The following is a 16,647-nucleotide window of genomic DNA, read 5'->3' as shown; positions in this document are numbered from 1 at the left end:
ATTTTAATATAAACAAATAAAAAATAATAGTGTTTATATTAAAATTTTTATTTAGATAATTTTTACGATACACCCGGTTATGTGTAAAAATAAGATATTATTAAATAGGTATATGAGAGAGTAGAAAAAATTAAAAAAACTATTGACAATAAAAAAAAAAAATGTTATTATTTAGTACGTGAGTGTTTTGAACGCTCTGTGTAAAGCCACTAGGCTTAAAAAAATTGTAATTTTATGAACCACCTGGATATGTGATTCATAATAAAAATAAAATTTTTATGGAAAGGAGGAAACCAAAGAAATGCCAACTATTAATCAATTAGTTCGTAAACCTCGTAAATCAAAAGTATCGAAATCAGATTCACCGGCTCTTAACAAAGGGTATAACTCTCAAAGAAAGAAAGAAACTGATATTTCTTCTCCACAAAAAAGAGGAGTATGTACTCGTGTTGGGACTATGACACCTAAAAAACCTAACTCAGCTTTACGTAAATATGCGCGTGTTCGTTTATCAAATCAAATCGAAGTAACAGCATATATCCCGGGTATCGGACACAATCTTCAAGAACACAGTGTTGTACTTATTCGTGGAGGACGTGTAAAAGACTTACCGGGGGTACGTTACCACATTATCCGTGGAGCTTTAGATACTGCAGGAGTTAACGACCGTAAACAAGGACGTTCTCTATACGGTGCTAAAAAACCAAAAGAGAAAAAATAATAATTTGAAAATAATTTGATAAAAGAATTTCGTGAAAGGAGGCAACATTATGCCACGTAAAGGTCCGGTTGCAAAACGTGATGTTTTGCCAGATCCAATTTACAACTCAAAATTGGTTACAAAATTGATAAATAAATTAATGCTAGATGGTAAACGCGGTACAGCTCAAAGAATTCTGTATTCTTCATTTGATATAATCAAAGAAAAATCAGGTCGTGATGCTATGGAAGTGTTTGATGAAGCATTAAACAACATTATGCCTGTACTGGAAGTACGTGCTCGTCGTGTAGGTGGTTCTAACTACCAAGTACCGGTAGAAGTACGTGCTGAAAGAAGAATTACATTAGGATTGCGTTGGTTAGTTAACTACTCTCGTTTAAGAGGAGAAAAAACTATGGAACAACGTCTTGCTAATGAAATCCTAGATGCAGCAAACAATACAGGATCAGCAGTTAAAAAACGTGAGGATACTCACAAAATGGCTGAAGCTAATAAAGCGTTTGCTCATTATCGTTGGTAATAATAAGGTGAATATCAAGCTAGTTAATGTTAGCTTGAGTTTTTCACTATAAAATAGACATTGTCAAAAATATTTAAACATTATATGAAAGGAGAAAATTGACTCATGGCTAGAGCATTTTCTTTAAAAGATACTCGTAATATCGGTATCATGGCTCACATTGATGCAGGTAAAACTACTGCAACAGAGCGTATCTTGTTCTACACTGGGAAAATTCATAAAATAGGTGAAACACATGAAGGTGCTTCGCAAATGGACTGGATGGAACAAGAACAAGAACGTGGGATTACAATTACATCTGCTGCAACAACTGCCGAATGGAAAAATCACAGAATCAATATTATTGACACACCGGGACACGTAGACTTTACAGTGGAAGTTGAACGTTCATTACGTGTACTTGACGGTTCTGTTGCTGTTCTTGATGCTCAATCTGGTGTTGAACCACAAACTGAAACTGTTTGGCGTCAAGCAACAACTTATGGAGTTCCTCGTATTGTATTCGTTAATAAAATGGATAAAACAGGAGCTGACTTCCTATATTCAGTAGGAACAATTCATGACAGATTACAAGCAAATGCACATCCGATTCAATTAGCAATCGGTGCAGAAGACCAATTTGAAGGTGTTATTGATCTTGTAGAAATGAAAGCTATCTATAATGAAGGTAGCGTTGGTGAAAATCTTGTTGTTAAAGAAATTCCGGCGGAATACCAAGATCAAGCCGAAGAATACCGTGAAAAATTAATCGAAGCTGTAGCAGAATTTGATGAAGAATTTATGGAAAAATACTTAGGTGGAGAAGAAATTACCGTTGCAGATTTAAAAGCTGTAATTCGTAAAGCTACTTTATCAGTAGAATTCTTCCCGGTTGTGTGCGGTTCGGCGTTCAAATATAAAGGAGTACAACCAATGCTTGATGCAGTAGTAGACTACTTGCCATCACCATTAGATGTACCTGCTATTAAAGGAACAGATCCGGATACAGATGAAGAAGTAGAAAGACATTCTTCAGACGAAGAACCGTTTTCAGCATTAGCATTCAAAGTTATGACTGACCCATTTGTAGGGAAACTTACATTCTTCCGTGTGTATTCAGGTGTTTTATCATCTGGTTCATATGTTAAGAACTCAACAAAAGGTAAACGTGAACGTGTAGGGCGTATATTACAAATGCACGCTAATACTCGTAACGAAATTTCAGAAGTTTATGCAGGGGATATTGCAGCAGCAGTAGGTCTTAAAGATACTACTACCGGTGATACACTTTGTGATGAGAAAAATGAAGTTATTTTGGAATCAATGGAATTTCCGGAACCGGTTATTCAACTTTCAGTTGAACCGAAATCTAAAGCTGACCAAGATAAAATGGCTACAGCTTTACAGAAACTTCAAGAAGAAGACCCGACATTCCGTGCGGGTACAGATGAAGAAACCGGACAAGTTATCATTGCCGGTATGGGTGAATTACACTTAGATATTATTGTAGATCGTATGCGTCGTGAATTTAAAGTTGAATGTACAGTAGGTGCTCCTATGGTATCATACCGTGAAACATTCAAACAATCTGCACAAGTACAAGGTAAATTTACTCGTCAATCTGGTGGTCGTGGACAATATGGGGACGTATGGATTGAATTTACTCCAAACGAACCGGGAGCAGGATTTGAATTCGAAAACGCTATTGTCGGTGGGGTAGTTCCTCGTGAATATATTCCGGCGGTAGAAGCAGGACTTAAAGATTCTATGGCGAACGGTGTATTGGCAGGATACGAATTAATCGACGTTAAAGCTAAATTGTTTGATGGATCATATCATGACGTCGACTCATCTGAAATGGCGTTTAAAGTAGCAGCATCATTAGCGCTTAAAGAAGCGGCTAAAAAATGTAATCCTGTTATCTTAGAACCGATTATGAAAGTTGAAGTAGTTATGCCTGAAGAATATCTGGGAGATATTATGGGAGATATTACTTCACGTCGTGGTCGTGTAGAAGGTATGGAAGCTCGTGGTAATGCACAAGTAGTAGCTGCCCAAGTACCGCTATCAGAAATGTTCGGGTATGCAACATCTTTACGTTCTTCAACTCAAGGACGTGGTACTTACACAATGACATTTGATCACTATGAAGAAGTACCAAAATCAATTTCAGAAGAAATCATCAAAAAAATAAAGGGTAGTCAATAGTTACCCTTTATAGTTGCAATTTTTATTGTAACATTATAAAATATAGTTATCATAGAATGCTATGTGGCTAATGTATATTAAATTAACTTTAAGGAGAGATTTTATAAAATGGCAAAAGAAAAATTTGACCGTAGTAAAACACATGCTAACATTGGAACAATTGGTCACGTTGACCATGGTAAAACAACTTTAACAGCAGCTATTGCAACTGTTTTGGCTAAAACTTATGGAGGAGAAGCTAAAGACTACGCTTCTATCGATAATGCGCCTGAAGAAAGAGAACGTGGTATTACAATTAACACTTCTCATATCGAATATGAAACTCCAACACGTCACTATGCACACGTTGACTGTCCGGGACATGCTGACTATGTTAAAAACATGATCACAGGTGCTGCACAAATGGACGGAGCTATCCTAGTAATCGCTGCTACTGATGGTCCTATGGCTCAAACTCGTGAACACATCTTATTATCACGTAACGTTGGGGTACCTAAAATTGTAGTATTCTTAAACAAATGCGATATGGTAGATGATGAAGAGTTATTAGAACTAGTTGAAATGGAAGTTCGTGAACTATTATCTGAATACGGATACGATGGAGATGATCTACCTGTAATCAAAGGTTCTGCTCTTAAAGCTCTTGAAGGTGATCCTGAAGCAGAAAAAGCTATTATTGAACTTATGGAAGTTGTTGATACCTATATCCCAACTCCAGAACGTGATAATGCAAAACCATTCATGATGCCGGTTGAAGACGTGTTCTCAATTACAGGACGTGGTACAGTTGCTACAGGACGTGTTGAACGTGGACAAGTTAAAGTTGGTGATGTAGTAGAAATCGTTGGTTTAACTGATGAACCGGCTTCTACAACTGTAACCGGAGTAGAAATGTTCCGTAAATTATTAGATTACGCTGAAGCAGGGGATAACATCGGTGCTTTATTACGTGGTGTTGCTCGTGAAGATATTGAACGTGGACAAGTTTTAGCAGCTCCTAAAACAATTACTCCACATACTCAATTCGTAGCAGATGTGTATGTATTATCTAAAGAAGAAGGTGGTCGTCACACTCCATTCTTCAGTAACTACCGTCCACAATTCTACTTCCGTACAACTGACGTAACTGGAGTGGTTACATTACCTGAAGGTACAGAAATGGTAATGCCTGGTGACAACGTAGCTATCAATGTTGAACTTATTTCTCCAATCGCTATCGAAGAAGGAACTCGTTTCTCAATTCGTGAAGGTGGACGTACAGTAGGTTCAGGTGTTGTTACTTCAATCATTAAATAATTTAAGTAATATAATAAGAAATAAAGTCTTGATTTTTCAAGGCTTTATTTTTTGTTTAACATTGTTTTTTTTAATTGACTCAACGAAAAATCGGATTGATGAAAAACTCAAGTTCGATTTTTTTATAACAAATTTACTAAAAGATATAGAAAAAAATGTAAATATCCGTTATAATTTAATCGACTAATACTAAAAGAAAGGGAGTGATTAGCTATGGCTATAGTAATAAAAAAAGTACTGGCATCTACTTTAAAGAAAATGGCAGAGAAAAAATCATTATCTAAAATAACAATTAACGATTTGACACAAGCATGTGAAGTAAGTCGTCAGACATTTTATAGCAATTTTAAAGATATTTATGATTTAGTGGAGTGGATTTATCTTCGCGAAGTAGTAACTTCAATTGGTAGAGGTAAAACTTATGAAAAATGGCAAGATGCATTAACCTCAATTTTTCAATATATCTCTGTGAATCATGTTTTTGTCCTAAATACTTATCACTCTTTTGGAAAAGGTTTTTTAGAAAAAATTTTAAAAAAAGAGATTGAGTTGTTCTTAAGTCGACAAATATTTCAAAAAATCGAAGTTACTAATGAAGAGGCGAAACAAGTGGAGTTTTCTTATTCTTTTTATACTTATGCTTTAGTTGGTGTAGGATTAGATTGGATTGAAAAGCAAATGCCTGAAACTGTAGAAGAGCTTGTTGAAAGAATTGAAAAAGTTATGCTAGGTGAAATTATTTCCCTACTTTAATAAAGAAAAAATAGCTCCTTTACAATTCGAAAAATTTGTAAAATAGTTAGGCAAAAAGCGGAAATTGTAAATTGTTTTATTTATATGAAAAGTGTATATTAATGGTGATATTAATATACACTTTTTTAGGAGGGGTTTTTATGTATTATTCAAATGGAAATTATGAAGCTTTTGCTAAACCGAAAAAACCGGCAGGAGTTGATAAAAAATCAGCTTATTTAATTGGTTCTGGACTCGCATCTCTTTCTGCGGCAGCCTTTTTAATTCGAGATGGGCAAATGAAAGGGGATAGAATCCATATTCTTGAAGAACTTCCGATAGCAGGAGGTAGTTTGGATGGTATTATGAATCCAACACGTGGATTTATTATCCGTGGTGGTCGTGAGATGGAAGATCATTTTGAATGTCTTTGGGATCTTTTCCGTTCTATTCCGTCATTAGAGGAAGAAGATGCATCAGTTTTAGATGAGTTCTACTGGCTAAATAAAGAAGATCCTAACTATTCAAAATGTCGTGTTATTGAAAAACGTGGACAACAAATCCCTAACGATGGAAATTTTGCTTTACCTGATAAATCTAGTCAAGAAATGGTTAAATTATACTTAACTTCAGAATCAGAACTACAAGGTAAAAAAATTACAGATGTATTTAGTAAAGAATTTTTTGAAACAAATTTCTGGATTTATTGGTCAACCATGTTTGCTTTTGAAAAGTGGCATTCAGCTACAGAAATGCGCCGTTATATATTGAGATTTATTCATCATATTAATGGACTTCCAGATTTATCAGCACTTAAGTTCACTAAATATAATCAATGAAAGTCATGGGGTTACTTTTGAATATAATACTGTTGTTAAAGACATTAAAGTAGAAAAACATGGAAAAAATCTTATTGCTAAAAACTTAATTTTAGAAGTAGAAGGAGAATCGGTTGTTAGAGAATTAACAGAAGATGACCTTGTTTTTGTTACAAATGGTAGTATCACTGCTTCAACAACTTATGGCAATAATGATACATCAGCACCTGTCAATAAAGAACTTGGCGGAGCTTGGCAACTTTGGAAAAACTTAGCCAAACAAGATGAACGTTTTGGTCGACCGGAAGTATTTTGTGAAAATCTTCCGGATCAAAGCTGGTTTGTTTCTGCGACAGCAACTGTAAAGGATAAACGAATTGGAGAATATATCGAAAAAATTAGCAAGCGTGACCCTTATGCCGGTAAAGTAGTAACAGGCGGTATTGTAACAGCTCGTGATTCAAACTGGATGATGAGTTATACGCTTAACCGCCAACCACACTTTAAATCTCAGTCTAAAGATGAGCTAGTTGTTTGGATTTATGGTCTATATTCAAATATCCCGGGCAACTACGTTAAAAAACCAATAGAAGCTTGTACCGGTATTGAAATAGCAGAGGAATGGCTTTACCATATTGGCGTTCCTGAACAATTTATTCACGAATTTGCTAGCAAAGGATGTAGTACAGTTCCATGTTATATGCCGTATATAACTAGTTACTTTATGCCAAGATGCGATGGAGATCGTCCGTTAGTTATTCCGGAAGGTTCGAAAAACTTAGCATTTATAGGAAACTTCTCTGAGACAGCCCGTGATACTGTCTTCACTACTGAATACTCTGTTCGTACAGCGATGGAAGCTGTTTATACATTATTAGATATTGATCGCGGTGTGCCTGAAGTGTTTGCTTCTGCTTATGACTTACGAGTAATGACTAAATCTACGAGTCGTTTAATGGATGGTAAAAAACTAGAAGAAGTAAAACTCCCTCTACTTGTCAAAGTATTTAGTAAACGTGTATTGAAAAAAATTAAAGGAACATATATTGAAGAAATTCTAAAAGATGCCGGTTTAATTTAGTTATTAGATTTCTTATTCATACTTATAACAATAAAGTAATTAGTAAAGACGATAGCGAATGCTGTCGTCTTTTTTATAACTTACTATTGCACTTTATTGTAAAAATTATTAAAATTCAAATAGTCATTACAATTCATCATTGTTCTTTCAAATTAAATACATTATAATATTATTATAAACTTTTTAGCAAATTTATATGATGATTAGAAATAATTCGTAATTAAAATTAAAGAAAATAGTGTGAATAATTTATATTATGTATTAATAGTAATGAGTGGGTTATTATTGTTTTTTTGAAAATATATCGCGAAAATTATAATAAATAAGCGATATGTGAACTACCTTACAGAGAAAAGGAAACTACTTTTATGGTAAGAGAATATGGAAAATATTCTATATGGTTAAAAAATTTAATATTTTCAAAAAGAAAATTAGAGATTTAGGAATAACAATTATTAGCAAAAATACTGGCGAAGAAAAGCGGTTAGAAGAAATATTTCGCAGAACTGTGGTTCATGACGTTAATAGTTAAAGGTCAGAAATATATTCTTTTGATGCTTAAGAGGAAGAATACATTATTTCATATGCTGGAGATGAAAGGTTTCGAAAATACATGAGTATATCTATTCAAGTACGTAATGGAGAAAATGAAATCTATTAATTTAACTTTTAAAATTTTTAAGCAGGAGGAAAAGAGATACTTTTATTAGGTGTAGAAAAAGAAAATGGATGGTTATTTGCAGAATATAGATTAACCTATAGGGTTGGTTGGGAACATATTTGCAAAGCAGTTAATTTAGCTTATGATTACTATGATAATGTAGAAGTCCTTGTTGACGATAAAATCGTGAGTATTAATTCGAAAGAAGAAGTTTTGAAATTAGAAGAAGCGGGAAAAATGACAATACGTGGTATATCTAAAATAATAGGTGTACCGTTAATGATAACATTTTTTAATCAGCTTCAAGTTGTCAGATGTTCAGTTGGATGTCTGACAGAGGAGTTTCAAGTGGCTGAATATGAGAAGTTTAACAAGTCATTAGCTCAATATATGGATAGTTTAGAAATATCTATGTACAGATAAATCTAAGTATTAATAATATAAAAGGAGATTAAGATGGACTTGTTGGAAATAATGAATCGAAATACATCGTATGCAAGTGGGTATGAAAATACGCCTATGGAAAAACAATATTATGCAAAGGAATTATGTTGGGAATATAATCAAACCTTACCAAAAGAACAAGATAAACGTATTGAAATTTTAAAAAAATTATTTGGAACTTGTTCAGATTACGTGTTTATTGAACCAAGTTTTCGTTGTGATTATGGATTTAACATTCATATACATGGTTTTGCTTTTATTAACTATAACTGTGTAATTTTAGATAATTCGCCTGTTAATATAGGGAATGGTGCATTTATTGCACCGGGAGTGTGTATAGCTTGTTCAGGTCATGCGATACATCCTGAACAACGAGCAAAAGGTGTATCAACCTCGGCACCTATAACTTTAGAAGATAATGTTTGGATCGGAGCAAATTCAACAGTTTGTGGTGGTGTAACAATAGGAAAAGGTTCAATTATTGGTGCTGGAAGTGTTGTTAATAAAGATATTCCAGCTGGTGTTATTGCAGCCGGTTCACCATGTAAGGTGATTAGAAAGATAACAGAAGAAGATAAAATTAAGCCAGAAGATATTTTATATTAATCAACCTAAATCATAAGAAAATGATGCTGTTTTGGTAATCGTGTCAAGGAAAAGTTACTAATACTTGATAGCGATGCAAATACTTTCTTTATCGATAACTATGAAAAACTATTCAAGCCATAGAAGAAAGTCTTAACATAAGAATATAATAAGTCTATGTGTTGTATGTAAAGGAGAAGCGTAATGAAACAATATAATTCTAAAAAAGAGTTGATTAATGAAATTAACAAAGCATTTGAAAAATATATTACAGAATTTTTAACAATAAAGGAAGTAGATAAAAATCTACGAATAGACGGAGTAGATAGGACGCCGGCAGAAAATTTATCTTATCAATTAGGGTGGACGACTTTGTTATTACAATGGGAACGAGATGAGCTTATTGGAAAAATTGTTAAAACACCTCACCCCAACTTTAAATGGAATGAGCTTGGTAAATTATATTCTTGGTTTTATGAGCAATATTCTAAAATGACTTTAGAAGAATTAATTATTGCGCTAACAAATAACGTGAATGAAATAACCGTATGGTTAGAAAATATTTCTGATGAAGAATTATTTATGCCGCATAAAAGAAAATGGGCAGATAGTGCAACTAAAACAACAATATGGCCTATATGGAAATTTGTTCAAGTAAATACAGTTGCACCTTTTAAAACATTTAGAACAAAAATAAGAAAATGGAAAAAAGAAAGATAAATTATGAAATATTAAATAGAAAAAATATAAATTATGTTTTTATAACTTATTGATACATTATTTAAACTATGTGATATATTTTTTGTTAAGAATAATTCCTTTTTTGGTATAGTAACGTATATTTTAAAAAAATTTATTTTTTATTTTTTTAGTAATAAGTTTATTATATATTATAATTTATATTTATTGACAGAACGGTTGCTGAACAACTATAATAGTAAATTATATAGTTTTACGTAGAGGAGGTTAAGTGATATGAAAGTGATTGCAATTTCAACACGTAGTGAAGAATATAGATCAGATACCGGTATAAATAAACGGCGTTTATATACCAACGGCTATTTTTCGGAGATTGCAGCTGAAGTCGATTTTATTTTATTTCCGGTTTGTTCTGAGGTAGGGATTGAGAAGATTGCTTCCATGTGCTGTGGTCTAATAATAGCAGGAAGAGATAGAGATATTCATCCACGTTATTATGGAGAAGAACCAAAAAAAGGATTAGTGTATCAAGAAGATAATTATGAAGATTCATTAGATTTTAAATTAATAGAGGAATTTTCTAAGAGAAATAAACCGATTTTTGGAATTTGTAGCGGTTTGCAAAGTATAAATGTATATTTTGGTGGAACTCTTATTCAACATATCGATAATCATACTGATAAAGTGAAATTAATGAGACATGGTATTGCAGTAAAAAGAGGTTCTTTTGTTCATAAAATGTGTGGCGATAGAGCAAGTGTAAATTCAATCCATCATCAAGGTATTAAAGAAATAGCCAAAGGTTTTAATATTACTGCTGTGGCAGATGATGGTACTATAGAAGCAATTGAAAAGGGAAATTTAATCGGTGTACAATGGCATCCGGAGGTTGATATGGATATAAAAATGTTCGAACAATTTATATCTTTATGTAAATAAAAATTATTACTAGGTGTACATAATGAAAGAATATTTGTATGCTTAGTTTTTTTATTTTAATACATTGATAAAAAGGCTATTTTATGCTATTATAAAGTAGTTAGATTATAAAAAATTGGAGGATTATATGACAACTATTACAAAAGAGCAAGTAGAACATATTGCCCACCTTTCACGTTTGGAAATTCAGGTGAACGAAGTCGATGGAATTATTGAAAAATTGGAACAGGTTGTTGACCTATTTAATGAATTGAATAATGTAGATACTAATAATGTAAAACCTACCTACCATGTACTTGATTTGGTAAATGTTTTTAGAGAAGATATTGCAGAACAAGGAATAAACAGAGAAGAAGTATTGAAAAATTCCAAAGAAACGGAAGCGGGACAGTTTAAGGTGCCTACAATAATAGAATAATATTAGTAAGGAGATAATTTGATGAGTTTAATTCATGAATCAATAGAAAGTTTAGAAACTAAACTAAAAAATAAAGAAATTAAACCGAGTGACTTAGTACAAAGTTCGCTTAAAAGAATTAAAGAAACAGAAGATAAAGTCGGTTCTTTTATTACAATTACGGAAGAATTGGCTGTGGATAAAGCAAAGCAATTGGATAAAATGCAAGAAGCAGGAAATTACAATGGTAGATTATTTGGTATTCCAATGGGAATTAAAGATAATATTATCACCAAAGATATTCAGACAACGTGTGCTTCAAAAATATTAGAAGGTTTTAAACCGATTTATGATGCAACAGTAATAAATAAACTAAATGTAGAGAATCCTATATTAATGGGTAAACTTAATATGGACGAGTTTGCAATGGGGGGATCTACTGAAACATCATATTATAAATTAACGAAAAATCCACATGATTTGGATGCCGTTCCCGGCGGTTCAAGCGGAGGTAGTGCTACTTCTGTTGCAGCGGGACAAGTAAGTTTTTCACTAGGGAGTGACACCGGCGGTTCAGTGCGTCAGCCAGCCTCATATTGTGGAATTGTAGGTTTGAAACCAACTTATGGACGTGTATCACGTTTTGGTTTAGTAGCATTTGCTTCATCTTTAGATCAAATTGGACCTATGACACGTACTGTAAAAGATAATGCACGCATCTTAGAAATTATTTCGGGGGTTGATGAACACGATATGACAAGTGCACCCGTAAAAGATCCGGAATATAGCAAGATTATTACCGGAGATATAAAAGGTAAAAAAATTGCCTTACCGAAAGAATATTTCGGTGAAGGTATTGATGAAGATGTAAAAAAAGCTGTGCTTGATGGTGTAAAATATTTAGAAAGTCAAGGTGCTGTCGTAGAAGAAGTATCATTGCCAAATACAGGATATGCCATTTCTACATATTATATTATTGCTTCTGCGGAAGCAAGTTCTAATCTTTCACGTTTTGACGGTATTCGCTACGGGTTTAGAAGTCCAAATGCAAAAAATTTAGAAGAAATTTACAAAAAAACAAGAGGAGAAGGCTTTGGAGCAGAGGTTAAACGTCGTATTATGCTAGGGACATACGTATTATCTTCCGGATATTATGACGCTTATTATAAAAAAGCACAACAGGTTAGAACATTAATTAAACAAGATTTTGATAGAATATTTGAAAAGTATGATGTTGTTATAGGTCCGACAGCACCGACAGTGGCATTCAATGTTGGAGAAGAAATTGGCGATCCGGTTACAATGTATGCAAATGACATTTTAACAATTCCGGTAAATATGGCAGGATTACCGGGGTTAAGTATCCCATGTGGATTTAAAGGAAAACGCCCAATTGGTATGCAAATAATAGCAAAACCATTTGCCGAATCAACACTGTACGATGTTGCTTATAATTTTGAACAACACTATAATTTACATGATAAAAAAATAGAAATTTAATAGGAGAAGTACGATGCATTTTGAAACAGTAATTGGACTAGAAGTCCACGTAGAATTAAAAACAAATTCAAAAATATTCTCACCATCTCCGGCACATTTTGGAGCAGAGCCGAACACAAATACAAATGTAATCGACCTAGGGTATCCCGGTGTGCTACCGGTTGTTAATAAACGTGCAGTTGAATGGGGAATGAAAGCTGCTATGGCACTTAATATGACAGTGGCAAAAGAATCAAAATTTGATAGAAAAAATTATTTTTATCCGGATAATCCAAAAGCATATCAAATATCTCAGTTTGACCAACCGATTGGAGAACACGGCTGGATAGATATTGAAGTAAACGGAAAAACAAAACGTATTGGTATTACAAGAGCACACCTTGAAGAAGATGCAGGGAAATTAACACATAAAAATGGATATTCACTGGTTGACTTAAATAGACAAGGGACGCCGCTAATAGAAATCGTTTCTGAACCTGACATTAGAACACCGGAAGAGGCATATGCTTATTTAGAAAAATTACGTTCAATTATTCAATATATAGAAGTATCGGATGTGAAAATGGAAGAAGGCTCTATGCGTTGTGATGCAAATATTTCGATAAGACCTTACGGACAAGATAAATTCGGAACAAAAACAGAACTTAAGAATTTAAACTCTTTCACTTTTGTGAGAAAAGGTCTTGAATATGAAGAGAAAAGACAAGAACAGGTAATACTTTCCGGAGGAGAAATTAAGCAAGAAACACGCCGCTTTGATGAAACAACAGGGACAACAAAATTAATGCGTGTTAAAGAAGGGTCGGATGACTATCGATATTTTCCGGAGCCGGATATAGTACCTATAATTATTTCGGATGAATGGATGGAAGAAGTAAGAAAAACTATTCCCGAACTTCCGGATGCACGTCGTAAACGTTATCAAGAAAAACTTGGATTGCCTGCATATGATGCCCATGTTCTAACATTAACAAAAGAAATGTCAGATATGTTTGAAGAAACTGTAAAACTGGGAGCAGATCCGAAATTGGCATCAAATTATTTAATGGTTGATGTAAATGCGTACTTAAATAGGGTTCAAAAGGAATTAAAAGAAACATCTCTAACAGCCGAAGGGTTAGCCGGAATGATTAATTTAATTACGGATGGCACAATTTCAAGTAAGATAGCTAAAAAAGTATTTGCTGAATTAATTGAACACGGTGGTGATGCAAAACAAATTGTTAAAGAAAAAGGTTTGGTTCAAGTATCAGATACCGGTAAACTTATGGCTTGGGTAAATGAAGCGTTGGATAATAATCCGCAATCAATTGAAGATTACAAAAACGGTCGTGATCGTGCAATAGGTTTCTTAGTAGGACAAATTATGAAAGCATCAAAAGGACAGGCAAATCCGCAAATGATTAATAAAATGCTTTTAGAAGAAATAACGAAGAGATAAAAAGTATAAAAACTGGTACTGTTATAGAATGGTTGTATAATAAATACGGGGCATGGGAAAAATCCATACCTCGTATTGTTCTTTAATATACAAAAAGACAAATATCCAATATAATTAAAGTGCAAAAAAAATAAACTATGAAAGGATATCTGTCATGAATAATTTTAACACAAAAACAAAAGAAATAAAAGAGGGAGAATTCATTAAAAACCTACTACAAATAAAAGATAAAAATATAACTATTGAGAAAACACATAACGAAACTATAAAAAATAATCAAAAGTACTTTGTATTCAAAGGTACCTTAACATATAAACCCAAGAAGTGTGAATGCTGTGGTTGTCTTAATAAAGGTTATACTGTAGTTAAAAACGGCTTTAATGAACTTACTAGAATTAATCTATTAAAAATATCAGGTATCCCTGCTTATTTGGAACTAAGAAAGCAACGTTTCAAGTGTAAAACTTGTAATAAAAAGTTTGTAGCTACTACTTCTTTTGTAGATAAATACTGTAGTATTTCTAAAAATGTTAAGTTTTCTATAATGAGTGATTTAGCTGATACTTTATCTTTTAAACAAATAGCCAAAATGAATAATGTATCGGTTAATACTGTTATAAGAACTCTTTATAAATGTAAATCCCATGTAGACATTCTTAACTATAATACCTTACCTGAGTATTTATGCTTTGATGAGTTAAAGTTTACTAAAGATAGTAAAAATGGTATGAGTTTTATTTTTTTAGATGCTTTAACTCATGAGATTATTGATATAGTTGATGGTAGAACTGAGTATATTTTAAATAATTATTTTTCCAGATTTTCTAAAGAGGCTAGAAGTAATGTTAAGGCTATTTGTATTGATATTTATACTCCTTATATGAAGTTGATTAGAAATAAGTTTCCTAATGCTGAAATTGTTATAGATAGGTTTCATATTATTCAAAATGTTAATAGAGAACTTAATAGAACTAGAGTTAAGCTAATGAATATTTACAAAAAACAAAAAGGTATTAATTATACTCTTTTAAAAAATAATTGGAAGTTAATATTAGAAGATGAAAGTAATGTTACTCATGGTAGGTTTTTCTTTAATAGGAGTTTTAGGAGTTTAGTTACTAGACGTGATATTTTAGATTATTTATTAGGATTAGATTGTATATTTAAGGCTAGCTATGAGAGAGTTCAGGATATTAGATATGCAATAAGGTATAGAAATGAGTTGGAGTTTAAAGAATTAATTGAAAAATCTACTATCGATTTATCTGATGGTGTTAGTAAGGCTATTAATACTATGAGAAAAGATAAAGAGTATATGCTTAATAGTGTTAGGTATTCTATTTCTAATGGTTCTTTGGAGGGTATTAATAATAAGATAAAGGTTTTAAAGAGAGTTTCTTATGGTTATAATAGCTTTTATAACTTTAGATTACGCATTTTAGTTGTTTCTAGGTTATTTGTTTCTGAGTATAAAAATAATATTTCTTTTAAGGGCGTTTTGAAAAATGCCAAGCAACACTGCATTGCTTAGCATTTTATCCTTATTTTTTCTCATGCCCCGTATTTGACACAGAGCCTATAGAATTAAGTATCAGTTTTTATTATGTAGGATAAAGTTGTTAAAAATTAAAGAGTAATCGCTTTCTAAAATTAATTTTTAGCAGTATAATATAGATATAATTATTTTAAAGAGGTGAGATTATGAATGCTACTATAGAATTATTAAAAAATCACAGAACGCATAGGCATTTTATTAAAGGAAAACATATTCCGATAGAAGAACTTACGGCAATTGTAGATAGCGCTCGTCAAGCACCGAGTTGGATGAATGGACAACATTATAGCATTGTTGTTGTGGACGATGAAAAAATAAAAACTGAAATTGCTGAAGTTAGTGGTGTTAATAAAAATCATATATACAATAGTGGAGCATTTTTGATTTTTTATGCTGATTTTAATAATATTAAATTAGCGTGTGAATTAGAAGGAGTTAATTTTAATATAGAAAATAGTTATGAGGCATTAATTACAGCAACGACAGATGCGGCGTTAGCAATGCAAAATGCAGTTATTTCAGCTGAATCTTTAGGATATGGTACTGTCTGCTGTGGTGGCATACGTTTTGTTAGTAAAAAAATATCAAAAATACTTAATGTTCCGGAAAACTCATTTATGGTATGCGGATTAAGTATTGGTGTTGTAGATACAAAACTTAATGTAGAAAAAATTAAACCTCGTTTGCCAAAAGATGCAAATGTAGGATATAACGCATTTCCTACATCAAATAAAGAATTAATTGGTGAATATGTAAATACAATGATAAAATTTGCTGAAGCACGTGAAACTAAAACTTGGACAAAAAAATTTGCAGATTTTTACGGAGCAAAACCGTTAGAGATGGTGACGCAAGAAGTTTTGAAAGAACAAAAATTTATTAAATAATAAAATATAATAGACTACATAATTGATATGTACCCCTTTTACTGGACAAAGCAGTGAAAGGGGTATTATTATGCGTTATAGTTATGAATTTAAAATAATTTTTGGCAGCTGTTACCAAAAAATTACAGTTTTATTAAGTTTATAATACTTTATGTACATTTGTAAATGATGTGAGACAAAAAAG

Annotated in this window: 14 protein-coding genes and 1 pseudogene; all 15 read left to right on the top strand. The window is 32.5% G+C overall.

Translation table 11 applies throughout. From position 1 onward, the window contains the following. Positions 1-301: 301 nt before the first annotated feature. Positions 302-721, top strand: coding sequence for a 30S ribosomal protein S12 (gene rpsL, locus AXE85_RS06480; protein WP_021753312.1), 420 nt, complete (start codon positions 302-304; stop codon positions 719-721). Positions 722-770: 49 nt separating this feature from the next. Continuing rightward, positions 771-1,241, top strand: a complete 471-nt coding sequence (gene rpsG / locus AXE85_RS06475; protein WP_040461137.1) for a 30S ribosomal protein S7 — start codon at positions 771-773, stop codon at positions 1,239-1,241. 105 nt (positions 1,242-1,346) lie between these two features. After that, positions 1,347-3,428 (top strand): elongation factor G, encoded by a 2,082-nt coding sequence (gene fusA, locus AXE85_RS06470; RefSeq protein WP_062174069.1) that lies wholly within the window; start codon positions 1,347-1,349, stop codon positions 3,426-3,428. Positions 3,429-3,536: 108 nt separating this feature from the next. Further along, a complete protein-coding gene (gene tuf / locus AXE85_RS06465; protein ID WP_021753309.1) occupies positions 3,537-4,724 on the top strand; it encodes an elongation factor Tu in 1,188 nt (395 codons plus the stop codon). Positions 4,725-4,937: 213 nt separating this feature from the next. Next, entirely contained in the window at positions 4,938-5,477 is a 540-nt protein-coding gene (locus AXE85_RS06455) for a TetR/AcrR family transcriptional regulator (RefSeq protein ID WP_062174065.1), read from the top strand. Positions 5,478-5,617: 140 nt separating this feature from the next. After that, positions 5,618-7,355 (top strand): annotated as a pseudogene (locus AXE85_RS06450) (oleate hydratase). A gap of 847 nt (positions 7,356-8,202) precedes the next feature. Next, the gene (locus AXE85_RS08670) at positions 8,203-8,439 is read left to right on the top strand and encodes a hypothetical protein (RefSeq protein WP_231723765.1); all 237 of its coding nucleotides are present in this window, start codon (positions 8,203-8,205) and stop codon (positions 8,437-8,439) included. A 33-nt stretch (positions 8,440-8,472) separates the two neighbouring features. Continuing rightward, on the top strand, positions 8,473-9,066 hold the full coding sequence (locus AXE85_RS06440; protein ID WP_062174061.1) for a sugar O-acetyltransferase: 594 nt from the start codon (positions 8,473-8,475) through the stop codon (positions 9,064-9,066). A 183-nt stretch (positions 9,067-9,249) separates the two neighbouring features. Next, positions 9,250-9,765, top strand: coding sequence for a ClbS/DfsB family four-helix bundle protein (locus AXE85_RS06435; RefSeq protein WP_062174059.1), 516 nt, complete (start codon positions 9,250-9,252; stop codon positions 9,763-9,765). 255 nt (positions 9,766-10,020) lie between these two features. Next, positions 10,021-10,683, top strand: a complete 663-nt coding sequence (locus AXE85_RS06430) for a gamma-glutamyl-gamma-aminobutyrate hydrolase family protein (RefSeq protein WP_062174056.1) — start codon at positions 10,021-10,023, stop codon at positions 10,681-10,683. 127 nt (positions 10,684-10,810) lie between these two features. Next, positions 10,811-11,101, top strand: a complete 291-nt coding sequence (gene gatC, locus AXE85_RS06425) for an Asp-tRNA(Asn)/Glu-tRNA(Gln) amidotransferase subunit GatC (RefSeq protein ID WP_062174055.1) — start codon at positions 10,811-10,813, stop codon at positions 11,099-11,101. A 21-nt stretch (positions 11,102-11,122) separates the two neighbouring features. Next, entirely contained in the window at positions 11,123-12,580 is a 1,458-nt protein-coding gene (gene gatA, locus AXE85_RS06420; protein WP_062174053.1) for an Asp-tRNA(Asn)/Glu-tRNA(Gln) amidotransferase subunit GatA, read from the top strand. 13 nt (positions 12,581-12,593) lie between these two features. After that, on the top strand, positions 12,594-14,021 hold the full coding sequence (gene gatB, locus AXE85_RS06415) for an Asp-tRNA(Asn)/Glu-tRNA(Gln) amidotransferase subunit GatB (protein ID WP_062174051.1): 1,428 nt from the start codon (positions 12,594-12,596) through the stop codon (positions 14,019-14,021). 154 nt (positions 14,022-14,175) lie between these two features. Then, positions 14,176-15,552, top strand: coding sequence for an ISL3 family transposase (locus AXE85_RS06410; protein ID WP_062171995.1), 1,377 nt, complete (start codon positions 14,176-14,178; stop codon positions 15,550-15,552). 170 nt (positions 15,553-15,722) lie between these two features. Continuing rightward, positions 15,723-16,463 carry a nitroreductase family protein gene (locus tag AXE85_RS06405; protein ID WP_062174049.1) on the top strand — a complete coding sequence of 247 codons (741 nt, stop codon included), beginning with the start codon at positions 15,723-15,725 and terminating at the stop codon, positions 16,461-16,463. Positions 16,464-16,647 lie beyond the last annotated feature (184 nt).

Origin of the sequence: Gemella sp. oral taxon 928, assembly GCF_001553915.1 — a bacterium.
Classification (GTDB): domain Bacteria; phylum Bacillota; class Bacilli; order Staphylococcales; family Gemellaceae; genus Gemella; species Gemella massiliensis.
The sequence above is the reverse complement of the archived record's forward strand: the minus strand, read 5'-3'. Positions and strand labels throughout refer to the sequence as shown.